Genomic DNA, 15,167 nt, shown 5'->3' on the forward strand with positions numbered 1-15,167 from the left:
GTCCTACGGTTGCGCGGGTCGCCGCCGCCCGTCCTCGTCCGCCCGGGCGTCGTCCTGCATGTCGAGGTGCGTCGCCTCGTCGTAGGTGACGACGGCGGGGGAGGGGCCGCGCAGCGCGTCGTGCGGCGCGAGCTCCTGCTCGTCCTGCCGGGACTCGCGCAGCTGGTCGCCGTTGAGGAGCAGGTTGAGCAGGATCGCGCAGATCGCGCCCGAGCTGATGCCCGAGTCGAAGATCAGCTGGAACCACTGCGGGAACTCGGCGTAGATCTCGGGCTTGACGGTGGGCAGCAGCGCGACGCCGAGCGAGATCGCGACGACGAGGATGTTCTTGTTCGTGAACCTCACCTTGGTCAGCGACCGGATGCCCGACGCGGCGACCATCCCGAATAGGGCGACCCCCGCGCCGCCGAGCACCGCGCTCGGCACGCCCTCGACGACGGCGCCCACCTTGGGCACGAGACCGAGCACGACGAGGATTGCGCCGGCCATGGTCGCGACGTAGCGGGACCTGACGTTCGTCAGGCTGACGAGGCCGACGTTCTGCGCGAACGCGGTGTACGGGAACGTGTTGAACGCGCCGCCGAGGACGGTCGACAGCCCGTCGGCGCGCAGCCCGTCCGCGAGCCGCTTCTTCGTCACGGGCTTGTCGACGATCTCGCCCACGGCGATCATGTCGCCCGTGGTCTCCGTCATGATCACGAGCCCCACGACCAGCATCGACAGCACGGCCGCGAGGGGAAAGGTCGGTGCACCGAAGTGGAAGGGCGTGACGAAAGCGAACCACCCGGCGTCCCCGACGCCCGACCAGTCCACCTTGCCCATCGGCAGCGCGACGAGCGTGCCGATCGCGAGCGCCAACAGCACGGACACCCGGGCGAGCGCGGGCGGCGCGAACCGTTCGGCGAGCACGACGAACAGCAGCGTCCCTGCCGCGAGCGCGAGGTCCGTCGGCGCCGCGCTCTCCCCCTGCGCGGTGATCCACCCCGCTGCGACGTCCATGAGGGTCACGCCGATGATGAGGATGACCGTGCCGGTGACGATGGGCGGGAAGAAGCGCAGGAGCGCCGAGAAGAACGGGGCGACGAGGATCATGAACAGCCCGCACGCGATCGTCGCGCCGAACACGGCTGTGATGTCGTAGGTCGTCCCGATCGTGATCATCGGCCCGACGGCGGCGAAGGTCACGCCCTGCATGAGCGGTAGTCGGACGCCGAACCTCCAGAACCCCACGGACTGGATGATCGACGCGATGCCCGCGACGAACAGGTCGGCGCTGATGAGGAACGCGAGGTCCTCCGGCGAGTAGCCGAGAGCGCCGCCGACGATGAGCGGCACGGCCACCGCCCCGGCGTACATGGCCAGGACGTGCTGGAGCCCCAGCGGGAACAGCCGCGCGAGGCGGGGCACCTCGTCGACGGTGTCCGTGGCGCCCTTCGGCGGTGTCGTGGTCGTGGCGGTCATGGGCGTGTCCTCTCGCGCGGGGGCGGCACGCCTGGCGCCGCTGGACCGCACGCTAGAACGCTCCTGTCACCCGGCGGTCACGTCCGCGTTTCGCCCCGGTGACGAGACCGACGGTCCGTCCGGTGCTGCTCCGTCCATCGCGTCAGCTCCGCGGTGAGCGCTTCCGGGGCGTCGAGCTGGACGAGGTGCCCGGCGTCGGGGAGGATCGCGAGCGTCGAGTGCGGGATCGCCGCGTGCAGCCGGTGGGCGCGGTCGACCGGGATCCAGGCGTCCTGCGCGCCCCACACGACGTGCACCGGTTCGTCGATCGAGCCGTAGGCAGGTTCGACCTCGTCCGTGAACCGCTCGTCGGCCTGGGCGATCTGCCGGTAGAACGCGGCCTGTCCCTCCGTGCCCGTCCACGGCGTGACGAGCATCGCGAGGGCGGCGGCGTCGATCGGACGGTGCGCGGCGCCGCCGACGTAGGCTTCGACGGCTCCCCGGTGCACGGCGGGAGGAAGCTGGGCGAAGACGTCGGCGTGCTGCGCGACCAGCGTGAAGAACGGCGAGCCCCACGGCGAGATCGCGACGACGTCGACCAGGCAGAGCGACGCGTAGCGCGCCCCGTGCAGGAGGCGGGCGCGGAGCGCGACGGCCCCGCCGACGTCGTGCGCGACGACGTGCGGGCGGTCGAGCTCCCACTCCCGGAGCAGATGGGCGAACAGCTCGCCCTGCGTGCCGAGGTCGACCTCGTGCTCGGCCGCCTTCGAGGACTCGCCGTACCCGGGCATGTCCCACAGGTACACGGTGAACCGCGAGGAGAGTGCCTCGGCGATCGGCCGCCACAGGGCCGACGACCACGGGGTGCCGTGCAGGAGGACCAGAGCGGGCCCCTGCCCGAGCCTGTCCCACGCGATCGAGCGCCCGCGCCAGGCCAGCGAGCGGGAGAGAGGAACGCTCATCCACCCATCGTGGCAGACGGCGCACCGGTCCTGCGGTGCGGGAAGGGCTGCTCGCGGCCCTGGAAGCTCAGGATGCTCGGGTTCTTCACCACGCCCTCGTGGATCTCGATCGCGCGGGAGATGGTGAGGTCCTGCGCCCACGCGCCCGGTCCCTCCAGGACGGTGCGCAGGAACGGCAGGATCGCCTCGCTGACCTCCCAGGTGGCGGAGTTCCACAGGTACGACGGGCTGTGGTCGACGGCGTAGTAGCTCACCCCGCGGCCGACGGTGAACATCGGGTCGTCGAACGTGGTGGGTCGCGCCCACTCGAAGCCCATCCCCTCGTCGCACGAGACGTCGATGATCAGGCTCCCGGTGGCGAACCCCGCCAGGTCCTCGGTCCGCAGGTAGGTCAGCGGCGCGGCGACGTCCTGGAGGGTGCAGTTGACGACGATGTCGTGCGACGCGAGGAACTCCGGGAGCGTCACGTCGCCGTCGTCGGTGCGGACCGTGGAGAGGTGGGTCGGGCCGTCGTCGGTGTTGAGCTGGGTGATGTGCGCGGCGTGGATCGGCGAGCCGACGGCCGCGGCACCCCGCTGCGTGAGGACCTGGATGTCGTGGATGCCGTGCGCCTTGAGCGCGGTCACGGCGCCGCGCGCCGTCGCGCCGAACCCGATGACGACGGCGCTGAGCCGCGGCCCGTAGTCGCCCGTCGACCCGGTCAGGCGCAGCGCGTGCAGCACGGAGCAGTAGCCGGCGAGCTCGTTGTTCTTGTGGAACACGTGCAGGCTGAAGTCGCCGCGCCGGGTCCAGTGGTTCATCGCCTCGAACGCGATCAGCGTGAGCCGACGGTCGATGGCCGCCTGCGTCATCGCCACGTCCTGCACGCAGTGCGGCCACCCCCACAGGACGCGGCCGGCGGGGATCGCGGCCACGTCCGCCGCCTGCGGCTTCGGCAGGAGCAGCACGTCGGCGGACTCGATCACCTCTGCTCGCCCCGCGACCCGCCCGACGCGCGACTCGACGTACCCGGGCTCGAGCTGGAAGTCGGCGCCGTAGCCGTGCTCGACGATCATCCGCGCGCGCACGTCCTCGTCGATCCGGTCGAGGTGACGAGGGTGGACGGGGAGCCGCTGCTCGTTCTCCATCGAGGAGCCTGCGAGCAGGCCCAGGGTGAGCAGCTCGGCGCTCGGCGCGGCGTCGGACATCCGGACTCCCATCATCGGGGAACCGGGGTCAGCTCCTGGGCCGATGGTACGCGCCGGCCCGCCGCCGTCTTACCGGGGTGCCCGACGGCGCCGGGCCCGGCCCGTCAGGTGCCCGACGACGTTCCCGGTGAACCGCGCCACGGCGCCGGCCGCCCGCCCGAGCGGGCCGCGGGGACGCGCGTCGGGAGGTGCGGTGTCGCGGCCGCGACCCGGCCGGTCGACGTCGGGCACCCGAGGTGCGGGCGGGGGCACGTACGCGGCGAGCCACTGCGAGATCCGCCCGTACGCGAGGGAGCGGACGGGCCGGGCGGAGAGCACGACGTCGTGCAACGCGCCCTCGATGCGGGCGACGGTCACGATCGTCCCGAGCTGGACCGCGCGGCGGGCGACGCTCTCGACGTCGAGCGCGGTGTCGGTGTGCGCCATGTCGGGCGACCAGCGCGGCGCGAGGGTGCTGCGCGTGGAGAGCAGGACGAGGATCGGCGTGCCGATCCCGAGCCCGCGCGCGACGGCCTCGTGGCCGCGGAAGATCGCCGTGAGCCACGCGGGGGTGGTGCGAAAGCCGTGCTGCGGGCGCCAGTGCAGGTCGTACGTCCACTCGCCGTCGAAGTCCTTGCTGACGGCCCGCGTGTAGAAGCCGAGGTCGACGTTCGGCAGCGCGCGCGTCGGGGTGAGGCGTGCGCGTGCGCCCATGACGGGCTCGAGCAGGAGCCGCCCGACCTCGCGCGTCTGGAACTCGAGCCACGGCGCGTTGAGCACGATCGCCGCCGCGCGCCGCGGGTTGCGCGACGCCCACAGGCTCATCGTCAGGCCGCCCGTGGAGTGGCCCATGACCACGAGCCGGCGCGGGCTCGTGCGGTGCGGGCCGTGGCCGAGGACGGCGAGCGCGGCCTCGATCTCCTCGTCGTAGGTCGCGAGGTCGCGGATGAAGCCGGGCGTCTGCCACGGGCGCAGGCTGCGGCCGTACTTACGCAGGTCGAGCGCGTGGAACCGCGCCCCGTGGCCCGCCCAGAACTCCGCGAGCTCGGTCTGGAAGAAGTAGTCGGACCAGCCGTGGACGTACAGCACGTCGAGGTACGGCTCGGGCGCTGCGTCGGCTCGGGCCTCCGGGCGACGGCGCACCAGGGTGGCGACGACCTCGCCCTGGTCGTCGGGCGCCAGCGGCAGCGTGAGCTGCTCGTAGTCGTCCCCGAGGACGTCGGGTTCCCAGTCGGCCATGCCTCCGACCCTAGGAGGCGGGTCCCCGGCGCGCCCGCCAGCGCGCGACCTCGGCGTCGACCTCGCGGGTCGGGGTGACGACGGGCGGGCCGCCGTGGAGCTGTCGGCGGGCGTCGACCACGCGGGCGTTGAAGTCCTCGAGGATCGCGCGGACCGCCTTCTCGTCGAGCTCGCGGTCGAGGCGCGCGTCGAGCTCGCGGTCCTCCGTCCGGAGCAGGATCGCGGGCGGGCCCAGACCGGTGAGCTGCTCACGCTCGATGACGCTCTTGAGCCACCAGTCCGGGTCGTGCGTGCCCGTCAGGCCGGGGATCGGCTTGCCCGCGAGCGGGAGGTCGTCGAACTCGCCGCGCCGGATCGCCTGGTCGATCACGGTGTCGACGTAGCGGGCGCGCTGGTCGGCGGGGACGCGGGGCGGGGTGCGGACCGTCTCGCCCTCGCCGTGGGCGGTGTCCCCGGCGCTCGCGCCCGACGAGCCGTGCCGGCGCTCCTGCTCGGCGGCCTCGCGCTCGGTCTCCCGGTCGACGCGGTACTGCGCGGCGCGGCGCACCGGGTCGTCGTCGGGCCGGTGCTGTCGTCTGCGAAACATGGCGCTCCTCCCGCCTCGTGGCTCGTCCCCAGCCTAGGCACACCTCGCGGGACGGTCCCGACGGTCGTCGCGCGGCATGATGGACGCATGACCCGCCGGCTCAAGGTCTCGCGACGCTCGCACGTACCCCCGTTCGCCGTCATGGAGGTGCTCGCGGAGGCCAACCGGCTGCGGGACGCGGGGGCGTCCGTGCTGAACCTGTGCGCGGGGGAGCCGGCGACGGGCGCGTCGGACGTGGTGCGGCGTCGGGCGATCGAGGTGCTGGAGTCCGGCGACGTCGGGTACACGGAGGCGCTGGGCGTGCCGGCGCTGCGGCGCGAGATCGCGGCGCACTACGGCCGCTGGTACGACCTGGAGGTCGACCCCGCGCGGATCGCCGTCACGACGGGGTCGAGCGGCGGGTTCCTGCTCGCGTTCCTCGCGGCGTTCGACGTCGGCGACCGCGTGGCGCTCGCCCGCCCCGGCTACCCGGCGTACAAGAACATCCTCAGCGCGCTCGGGTGCGAGGTCGTCGAGCTCGACTGCGGGCCGGACTCGCGGTACCAGCCGACCGTCTCCCACCTCATGGAGGCGTACTACGGGGGCGGGCTGGACGGACTGGTTCTCGCGAGCCCAGCCAACCCGACCGGGACCATGATCCGGCCCGACGAGCTCGCGGCCGTCGCCACGTGGTGCGCCGACCACGACGTGCGCCTGATCAGCGACGAGATCTACCACGGCATCGTGTACGACGACGCAGCCACCTCTCGTCCAGCACCGCCCGGCCATGCCCGGGGCGGGTCGCCGACGGCCGCGCGGTACGTGCCCGACGGCGCGGTCGTCGTCAGCTCGTTCTCGAAGTTCTGGGCGATGACCGGGTGGCGCCTCGGCTGGCTGGTCCTGCCCGACGAGCTGGTCGGGCCGGTCGGGGCGCTCGCGGGCAACGTCGCGCTCTCGCCGCCCGCGCTCGCGCAGCACGCGGGCGTCGCGGCGTTCACCTCGGACGGGTACCTCGCGGCGGAGGAGAACGTCGCACGGTACGCGGCCTCGCGCGAGCTCGTGCTCTCCCGCCTCGACGACCTCGGCTGGACCCGCGTCGCCCCCGCCGACGGCGCGTTCTACGTCTACGCCGACGTGTCCGGCGACGGCATGGACTCCGTCACGTGGTGCGCCCGGCTGCTCGCCGAGGCGGGCGTCGCGCTCACGCCCGGCACCGACTTCGACGCCGTGCACGGCCGCGACTGGGTCCGCCTGTCGTTCGCCGCGGCCCCCACGACGGTCGCCGACGCCGTCGAGCGCATCGTCGCCTGGCGGCGCACCCTGACCCCGTGACCGGCCACGACGCGCCGCGCACGATCCGGCTCGCGACGTTCAACGCCCGCCACGGCGCACCACCCGGTGGCCGGGCCGACGTCGGGAGGTTCGCGGCCGCCGTCGGGCAGCTGGACGCGGACGTCCTGGCCCTGCAGGAGGTGGAGCGCAGCACGCCGCGCTCGCGCGGCGCAGACCTGGTCGCGGTGGCTGGGGCCGCGCTCGACGCGCCGTGGCACCACTTCTCGCCCACGGTCCGCGGCGTGCCCGGGACGTACCTCGCCGCCGGACGCGCGGGGCGCGGTGCGCGCCGGTGGCCCGGGTATCCCGGGCACGGGATCGGGCTGGTGAGCCGGTTCCCTGTCGACCGGTGGCTGCGCCTGGAGCTGCCCCGCATGGCCTGGCGCGACCGGGTCCGTCGCTCCCCGGAGGGGTCGGCGCTGCCCGTCCGCGTCGTCCCGGACGAGCCGCGCGTCGCGCTCGCCGCCGTCCTGCGCACGCCGGCCGGCCCGCTGACGGTCGTCACCACGCACCTGACGTCGCGCGTCGAGCACACCGCCACGCAGCTCGGCGCCCTTGTCCGGGCGTGCGCGGCCCTGCCCGGTCCCCTCGTCCTGATCGGCGACCTCAACCTGCGCCCGCCCGACGTCGCGCGCATCAGCGGGTGGCGACCCCTCGCCGTCGCCCACACGCACCCGGCCGGGCGGCCCGTCCGGCAGATCGACCACGTGCTCGCGGCGGACCGTGGCCTCGCCCCGGTCGGTACCGCCACCGCGGTGGACACCGGGGTCTCGGACCATCGTGCGCTGGCGGTCGAGGTGCTGAGCGCCGTTTGAGGGCGAGCTGTCGCCGCTGCCGACGCCGCGGACGTGCGGTCCACGCCTGTTCGTGCGACAACAGACAGGTGTGATGCGCCTCACAGCAGCCCGGGCGCCGTCGTGGTGGTGACGAAAGGGACCCCGTGGCACGTACACGTCGACCAGCAGGTGGCGCTCGCGCCGCAGGTGCCTCGCGCCGGTGGAGTGGTGCGCGGGGGGCCGCCGGGCCCGCCGCCCTGTCCCTGGTCCTGACGGCGGGGCTCGTCGCCGTCCCCACCGTGGCCGTGCCGCCCGAGGTTCTGCCGCACGCCGAGGCCGCGCCGGGGAGCCCAGGCGTCATGGAGGCCCCCGAGCTCTTCTACGTGGAGAACTTCGAGAACGTGACCTGGCCGGAGCCCAACGCGCCCGGACAGCTCGGTACCAACGCGAACGCGTGGGACGCGGGGGACTACGTCCAGACCCTGACCGAGTACCCCCTCGGCGGCGAGCCGGGCGACCCGGCGTTCCAGCCCGGCTACCTCAACGCCAACGGCACGACGACGTACACCGCGGACCCGGCCTGGGCTGCGGGAACGCTCTGCAACGGCATCGTGGTGGCCGCCCACGGGAACTACGGGTTCAGCAACGCGAACCTCGACGTCCCACTGCCGCAGCCCGGGCCCGCCACCGGGTGCGGGACGGGGAGCAACTTCAACAACCTGCGCATCATGGCGGGGTCGATGGGCAGCTGGCACCTCGACGCCGCCTACCCGTACCAGGGGTCGCCGCTCGGCACGACCGCCAGCCAGCTCGACAACCACGTGGTGTCCTCGTTCACGAACGGCGACGCGGGCGCGGGGACGATGCTCGAGTTCGACGACGAGATCCCCGTCGACGCCGGGCGGTACTACCAGTTCTCGATCGACATCGCGTCGGCCAGCTGCATCGTGCGCAACAACACGGGCGCGCTCCCCCAGATCTTCGTCACGCAGGGTTCCGACCCGGAGATCTCCGCGTTCAGCACGACGCTCAACTCGTGCCTCCTGCAGGGCACGGCCGGAGGCGGCGCCCAGTACGGCCCGGGAGGCGGCGGCAACAACGTGGCGCGGCAGCGCACCACGCGCGTCGGGACGTTCGTCGGCGACACGGCGATCCGGACCACCGGAACCACCGTCGGGCTGCGCGTGGACAACCAGCGCGCCACGGGCAACGGGAACGACACCGCGTTCGACAACATCCTGCTGCTCGACACCACGCCCAAGGTCGACAAGGAGTTCAGCGCCTACGCCACCCACGACGGGGCGTACCCCACGGGCGACGACGCGACCCTGACCTTCACGGTCACGAACACCCATGTGCCCGGTGACCCGGCGACGCCGTCGGGGCCCAAGGAGGACTTCGCGTTCACCGACACGCTCGCACCAGGACTGGAGCCGACGGGGACGTCGTCGACGACGTGCGGGGACGGCACGGTCGCGGTGGACGCGGCGGCGGGGACCGTGCAGCTCACCGGCGGCGACCTTGCGGGGTCGGACCTCGTCACGTGCACGGTGACGGTCGGCGTCACCTCGGCCACCGCCGGGACGTACACCAACGGACCGGACGACCTGGAGCTGGTCGGCCTGAACCCGCCGGGAACCACCGACATCACCTTCGAGGACGCCGGACCGGTCTCGTGCCCGGCGAGCGCCCAGCTGTTCCAGTACGTCCCCGACCGCCCGGTCACCAGCGTCTACGACGTCGACCTGGTGAGCGGAGAGTCCACCGACCGGGGGACCCTGCCCCGCTACGGCGCCAACGGCGTCGGCTACAACGCGATCGACGGCTGGTACTACGGGCCCGTCCCGGTCGGCCAGACGGGCGGAGAGCTGCAGTTCACGGCGACGTCGCCCGACCTGGCGACGCAGACCGACCTGTGGGCACCGGACTTCTCGGGGGTCGGGTACCTCAGCGCCGCCGGCTTCCCCGCCGGCGTCAACATCGGCGACGTCTCTCCCGACGGCGTCTGGTACGGCTCGACCGCCGAGCCGACCGGCGCCACGTGGTTCTCGATGGACGTCGACCCGGGCTCGCCGACGTTCGGCACTGTGCTCTCCGGCGACGACAGCTACGGCACGGGGAGCACCAACAACCAGCCCGGTGACGACTGGTCGTACCACGACGGGTTCCTGTGGTCCGTCGGGTTCAACGCGACCACGCGCAACACGCTGATCTTCCGGATGGACCCGGCCGCAGGGCGCCAGAGCGCGATGTCCGTGTGGGCGTTCAAGGGATCGCTCGCGGCGCCGGACGGCCAGAACCCGTCCGGACAGCCCGGCGGAGGCTCGTCGTGGGGGGCGACGTACCTGGACGACGCGGGCTTCCTCTACGCCTCCAACAACGGCACCGGGCAGATCTGGCGCTTCGACCTCACCGACGCGGCCGCCCCCGCCCAGTTCTTCGCCTACGGCCCGCCGTCGACCGGCAACGACGGCGCACGGTGCCCGGGCCCGCTCCCGACCGACTTCGGTGACGCACCGGCGTCGTACGGGACCGTCCTGGAGGACGGCGGCCCGTTCCACGGCGTGGGCGACGCCGCCTCGCCGGCGCTGACGCTCGGCGAGACGGTCACGATCGAGTCCGACGGTCAGCCGGTCGCGTCGGCCGCTTCGGACCAGGACGACGCGTTCGCGGACGACCCCGTCCTCCCGGTGAACGCCGGCACGGTGAGCCTCACGGTGCCCGTGGTCAACGCGTCCGGCGAGGCCGCCGGCGTGGCGGGGTGGATCGACCTCGACGGCGACGGGACCTTCGACCCCGGCGAGCGGGCGGCCGCGGACGCCGGGACGACCTCGGGAGACGTGACCCTGGCCTGGTCCGTCCCGGCCGGCACCACCCCGAAGAGCACCTATCTGCGCCTGCGGGCCGTGCTGGGCTCCGCACCGCCGTCGCCCACCGGGACGTCCACCGCGAGCGCCGGCCTCGACTCCGGCGAGGTCGAGGACTGGCCGTTGACGCTCGCGGAGCTGCCCCTCGACCTCGGGGACGCCCCGGCGTCGTACGGGACACTCCTGGCCGACGACGGCCCGCGCCACGCCGTCGTCGGGTACGACCCCGTGACGAGCACGGCCCCCCTCATGCTCGGGGACGAGAACACGGTCGACGTCGAGGGCGACGGCGTGCCGGGCGCGGGGGCCGACGGCGACGACCTCGCCGGGGTCGACGACGAGGGCTCGATCGTCGAGCCGGTCGAGCTGGTCGCGGGCCGGGAGGGCACGCTGTCGGTCGAGGCGACCAACGACACGGCCGCCGACGCCACGCTGGCGACGTGGGTGGACGTGGACGCGAGCGGCACGTTCGACGCGGACGAGCTCGTCACGACGACGGTGCCCGCGGGGAGCGGCCCGGAGGACCACCCGTTGACGATCGACGCGTCCGGCGCCGCGGCCGGCACCACGTACGGGCGCGTGCGCCTGTTCGCCGGCGGGACCGACGACCCGTCCCCGACCGGCGAGTGGGTGGGGGGCGAGGTCGAGGACTACGCGATCACGGTCCTCGAGCCGTCGCTCCAGGTGACGAAGACGGCGTCGTCCTCGGAATCGCCGCTGGTCCCCGGCTCGGAGGTGACGTACACGGTCGTCGCGGAGAACGTCGGCGACGCCGACTTCACGACGGACGTCCCCGCGACCTTCGCGGACGACCTGTCGGGCGTGCTGGACGACGCCGCGGTGACGGCCGGCCCGACGGCGTCGGCCGGGATCTCGGCGATCGACGGCGACGCGCTGGCCTGGACGGGCGCGCTCGCGGCGGGCGAGAGCGCGACGGTGACGTACACCGTGACCGTCGGCGACCCGCTCCCGGGGGCGGGGGACGCCGTGCTGACGAACGCCGTCGTGGGCGGGCAGTGCGCGGACCCGGCGGTGACGGACCCGGTCGACCCGGCGTTCGACCCGGACTGCGTGACGGTGACCCCGGTCGCGGACCTCACGGTCGTGAAGAGCTCGACGCCGTCCGCCGACCCGCTCGCCGCGGGAGACACGGTCGAGTACACGGTGACGGTGACGAACACCGGCGGCGCGTCGTACGCGTCGCCCGCCCTGGCGGTGTTCACGGACGACCTGACGGACGTGCTCGACGACGCGACCGTCACCACGGCTGCCGAGGCGTCCACCGGGTCCGCGACGCTCGTGGGCGGCACGCTGTCCTGGTCCGGTGCGCTCGGCGTCGGCGCCTCGGCGACGGTCACCTACACGGTGACGGTGGACGACCCCGCGCCCGGCGGCCCCGGCGACGGCGTACTGACCAACGCGGTCGTGGGCGGGCAGTGCCCGGCGCCGCCGGTGACGGACCCGGACGACGCGGCGTTCGACCCCGACTGCGTCACGACGGACCCGGTCCAGGCGTTCACGGTGGTCAAGTCCTCGACGGCGGACCCCGACCCCGTGGTCCCGGACGGCACGGTCGAGTACACGGTGACGGTCACGAACACCGGCGGCGTGCCGTACGCGGCACCGGCGCTCGCGTCGTTCGCCGACGACCTCTCCGGCGTCCTCGACGACGCGGAGGTGACCACCGGGCCGGTCGCGTCGGCGGGGACGGCGACGCTCACCGGGACGACGCTGTCCTGGACCGGTGAGCTGCCGGTCGGCGGCACGGTCGTCGTGACGTACACGGTGACGGTCGGGGACCCGCTGGTGGGCGGCGAGCGCGACGGCGTCCTGACCAACGCCGTCGTGGGCGGGCAGTGCCCGGACCCGGCGGTGACGGACCCCGACGACGCGGCGTTCGACCCCGGCTGCGTGACCGTCGACCCCGTGGAGGACTACGTGGTCGTCAAGGTGGCGACGCCGTCGTCGGTCCCGCTCGAGCCGAGCGGGACGGTCGAGTACACCCTCTCCGTCATCAACTCCGGCGGTGTCGACCTCGCCGCGGCATCGGTCACGGACGACCTCGCCGACGTGCTGGACGACGCCGCGATCGCGACCGCGCCCGCCGTGAGCTCCTCGAACGCGGATCCCGGCACGCTGGCGGTGACCGCGTCGACGGTGTCGTGGACCGGCCCGCTCGCGGTGGGCGACGTGGCCACGATCACGTACACGGTGACGGTGGGCGCCCCCGTGCCGGCGGGCGGTGATGCGGTCCTGACGAACGCGCTGGTGGGCGGGCAGTGCCCGGACCCGCCGGTGGCGGACCCGGACGACCCGGCGTTCGACCCGTCCTGCGTCACCGTCACCCCGGTGGCCCAGGTGCTCGTGGAGAAGTCGTCCGACGCACCGGCAGCCGTGTCGGGTGGCGAGACGATCACGTACTCCGTGACCATCACCAACACCGGCGGGTACGACTACACCGTCGACGAGCCGGCGACGTTCACCGACGACCTGACCGACGTCCTGGACGACGCCTCGATCGTCGTCGACTCCGTCACCGTCACGCCGTCCGGTCAGGGCGACGTCGACGAGGACCTGCCGACCCTGACGTGGGTCGGCCCGCTCGCGGTCGGTGAGTCCGTCACGGTCAGCTATGCCCTGGTGGTCGCCGCGCCGCCGGCCGCCGGAGCCGAGCTGGTCAACACCGTCACCGGCCCGCCGGAGTCGAACTGCGCGCCGGACGCCGGGACCGCCGACGCCCGCTGCAGCGTCACGGTGCCCACGCTGGGCCTGGAGGTGACCAAGTCGTCGTCGTCCGACGGCGACCCGCTCGTCCCCGGTGCGGTCGTCACCTACACGATCACGGCACGGAGCACCGGGACGGGGGACTACACCGACGAGGTCCCGGCCACGGTCGTGGACGACCTGACGGGGGTGCTCGACGACGCCGCGTATGGCGGGGACGTGACGGCCCGGGTCGGTGGGGACGACGTCGGGACGACGGACGACTCGGCGCTCCCCGCCCTGTCGTGGGCCGGGCCGGTGGCGGCGGGCGAGACCGTCACGATCACCTACACGGTGACGGTCGGCGACCCGCTGCCGGAGGCCGGCGACGGCGTGCTCGCGAACGGCGTGAGCGGCGGGCAGTGCCCCGACCCGGCGGTGACGGAACCGGACGACCCGGCGTTCGACCCGGCCTGCGCGACCGTCGACCCGGTGCGCGCGCTCGACGTGGTCAAGTCGAAGACCGCTCCGGCAGGAGACCGTCTCGAGCCCGGGCAGGACGTGACCTACCAGATCGTCGTGACGAACGTCGGCGGTGCGGCCTACACCGCCGAGGACCCGGCGACGGTCGCCGACGACCTCACGCGCGTCCTCGACGACGCGGCGTACGGTGACGACGCCACGGCCGACGTCGGGGTCCTGACCTATGCGGAGCCCACCCTCTCGTGGACGGGCGCGCTCGTGCCGGGCGCGGCGGCGACGATCACGTACTCCGTGACGGTGGCCGACCCGATCTCGGGCGACGGGTTCCTGCTCAACGCGGTCACGGGACCGCCGGAGTCGAGCTGTCCGCCCGGCACCGACGACGTGGACTGCTCGGTCCTCCTGCCGGGTCGTCAGCTCGCGCTCACCAAGACCGCCGCCCCGACGGGGCCGGTCGCCGCGGGCGACGTCGTGACCTTCACCGTCACGGCGACGAACCTCAGCGAGGCGCCCTACACGGACGAGTTCCCGGCGCTCGTCGTGGACGACCTCGCCGGGGTGCTCGACGACGCGGCGTACGACGGCGACGCGACGCTCGCCCCGGCGTCGGGCACGCTCGTGTACGACGAGCCGCGCCTGGTGTGGGTCGGGCCGATCCCTGGCCTGGGGTCCGTGACGCTCACGTACTCCGTGACGGTGACGGACCCCCTCGCGGGCGACGGCCTGCTGGAGAACACGGTCTTCGAGGCCGTGCCGCCTCCGCTGGGGTGCACGGGGGACGACTGCGACGACACCCCGCCGACGCCGGCCTGCACCGGCGGCGCCGTCCCCGCCACGGGCCGCCCGTGCGAGACCACCGCCACGCCCGTCCGCGCGCTCGAGATCCTCAAGACCTCGGACGCGGGCGACCAGGTGGACCCCGGTGACACCGTCGGGTACTCGATCGTCGTGACCAACACGGGCGGCTACGCGTACACGACGGACGACCCGGCGATGTTCACCGACGACATGACCGACGTGCTCGACGACGCGACGTACGCGGACGACGTCGCGGCCACCGCCGGGTCCGCGACGTTCGCGGTGCCGACGCTCACCTGGAGCGGGCCGCTCGAGCCCGGTGCGACCGTCGCCGTGACGTACTCGGTGACGGTGGCGGGTGCTTCCGACGGGGCCGACGGCGACGCGAGCCTGGTCAACCGGGTCACGGGTCCGCGGGAGTCCTCGTGCGCCCCGGTCGAGGAACCTGTCGCGCTCGCGGCCACCGCGGCCTTCGTGGCGCTCGCGGCTCCGCCCGCGTGCGCGACGCAGGTGCCGGTGGCCGAACCCCCGGGGACGTCCCCGCCGACCCCGCCCGAACCGACCCCGCCGGATCCGGCCCTGCCCGGGTCGACCCCGCCGTCGGTCCCGCCGGGGCAGTCCACCGGCGCGGCCCCGCCCGCCGGGACTCCACCCGGCCCCATCCCGCCCGGGTCGCTCGCGACGACGGGCGCGAGCCTGGGGGCGGTCGCGGTGCTCGCCCTGCTCCTGGTCGCGGTCGGCGTCGCGCTCGCGGCGCGTCGCCGCAGCCGGGGTGGTTGAGGCAGCCTCGCGGGATCGCGGTCCCCACCCCGTGCTCGTACGATCGCCGGAAGAGG

General features: G+C 73.9%; 8 protein-coding genes. 3 read left to right on the forward strand and 5 right to left on the reverse strand.

The genetic code is table 11. From position 1 onward, the window contains the following. Nucleotides 1-3: 3 nt before the first annotated feature. The 5 genes from IF651_RS13350 to IF651_RS13370 all read right to left on the reverse strand — a co-directional run bounded on the left by IF651_RS13350 (nt 4) and on the right by IF651_RS13370 (nt 5,393). Nucleotides 4-1,461: a nucleobase:cation symporter-2 family protein gene (locus IF651_RS13350; RefSeq protein ID WP_191829614.1), complete on the reverse strand. Its 1,458-nt coding sequence runs from the start codon at nt 1,459-1,461 to the stop codon at nt 4-6. 77 nt (nt 1,462-1,538) lie between these two features. Continuing rightward, on the reverse strand, nt 1,539-2,402 hold the full coding sequence (locus tag IF651_RS13355; RefSeq protein WP_191829615.1) for an alpha/beta fold hydrolase: 864 nt from the start codon (nt 2,400-2,402) through the stop codon (nt 1,539-1,541). Continuing rightward, on the reverse strand, nt 2,399-3,589 hold the full coding sequence (locus IF651_RS13360) for a N(5)-(carboxyethyl)ornithine synthase (RefSeq protein WP_191829616.1): 1,191 nt from the start codon (nt 3,587-3,589) through the stop codon (nt 2,399-2,401). The genes IF651_RS13355 and IF651_RS13360 overlap by 4 nt, the downstream gene beginning before the upstream one ends. 69 nt (nt 3,590-3,658) lie before the next feature. Next, nucleotides 3,659-4,807 (reverse strand): alpha/beta hydrolase, encoded by a 1,149-nt coding sequence (locus tag IF651_RS13365; RefSeq protein ID WP_191829617.1) that lies wholly within the window; start codon nt 4,805-4,807, stop codon nt 3,659-3,661. A 10-nt stretch (nt 4,808-4,817) separates the two neighbouring features. After that, entirely contained in the window at nt 4,818-5,393 is a 576-nt protein-coding gene (locus IF651_RS13370; RefSeq protein WP_191829618.1) for a DnaJ family domain-containing protein, read from the reverse strand. 87 nt (nt 5,394-5,480) lie between these two features. Here IF651_RS13370 and IF651_RS13375 point away from each other — a divergent pair, with 87 nt between their 5' ends. From IF651_RS13375 to IF651_RS13385, 3 genes are all read left to right on the forward strand, one after another. After that, nucleotides 5,481-6,704, forward strand: a complete 1,224-nt coding sequence (locus IF651_RS13375) for a pyridoxal phosphate-dependent aminotransferase (RefSeq protein WP_191829619.1) — start codon at nt 5,481-5,483, stop codon at nt 6,702-6,704. Continuing rightward, nucleotides 6,701-7,519 carry an endonuclease/exonuclease/phosphatase family protein gene (locus IF651_RS13380; protein ID WP_338403958.1) on the forward strand — a complete coding sequence of 273 codons (819 nt, stop codon included), beginning with the start codon at nt 6,701-6,703 and terminating at the stop codon, nt 7,517-7,519. Before IF651_RS13375 ends, IF651_RS13380 begins: the two co-directional genes overlap by 4 nt. A 125-nt stretch (nt 7,520-7,644) precedes the next feature. Beyond that, nucleotides 7,645-15,111, forward strand: a complete 7,467-nt coding sequence (locus IF651_RS13385) for a DUF7927 domain-containing protein (protein ID WP_191829620.1) — start codon at nt 7,645-7,647, stop codon at nt 15,109-15,111. Nucleotides 15,112-15,167 lie beyond the last annotated feature (56 nt).

The organism is Cellulosimicrobium arenosum, assembly GCF_014837295.1.
Classification (GTDB): domain Bacteria; phylum Actinomycetota; class Actinomycetes; order Actinomycetales; family Cellulomonadaceae; genus Cellulosimicrobium; species Cellulosimicrobium arenosum.

What these genes read in the sequence shown, in the direction of transcription:
- IF651_RS13350 (WP_191829614.1), bottom strand. Translation starts at nt 1,461, where the DNA reads ATGACCGCCACGACCACGACACCGCCGAAGGGCGCCACGGACACCGTC.
- IF651_RS13355 (WP_191829615.1), bottom strand. Translation starts at nt 2,402, where the DNA reads ATGAGCGTTCCTCTCTCCCGCTCGCTGGCCTGGCGCGGGCGCTCGATC.
- IF651_RS13360 (WP_191829616.1), bottom strand. Translation starts at nt 3,589, where the DNA reads ATGTCCGACGCCGCGCCGAGCGCCGAGCTGCTCACCCTGGGCCTGCTC.
- IF651_RS13365 (WP_191829617.1), bottom strand. Translation starts at nt 4,807, where the DNA reads ATGGCCGACTGGGAACCCGACGTCCTCGGGGACGACTACGAGCAGCTC.
- IF651_RS13370 (WP_191829618.1), bottom strand. Translation starts at nt 5,393, where the DNA reads ATGTTTCGCAGACGACAGCACCGGCCCGACGACGACCCGGTGCGCCGC.
- IF651_RS13375 (WP_191829619.1), top strand. Translation starts at nt 5,481, where the DNA reads ATGACCCGCCGGCTCAAGGTCTCGCGACGCTCGCACGTACCCCCGTTC.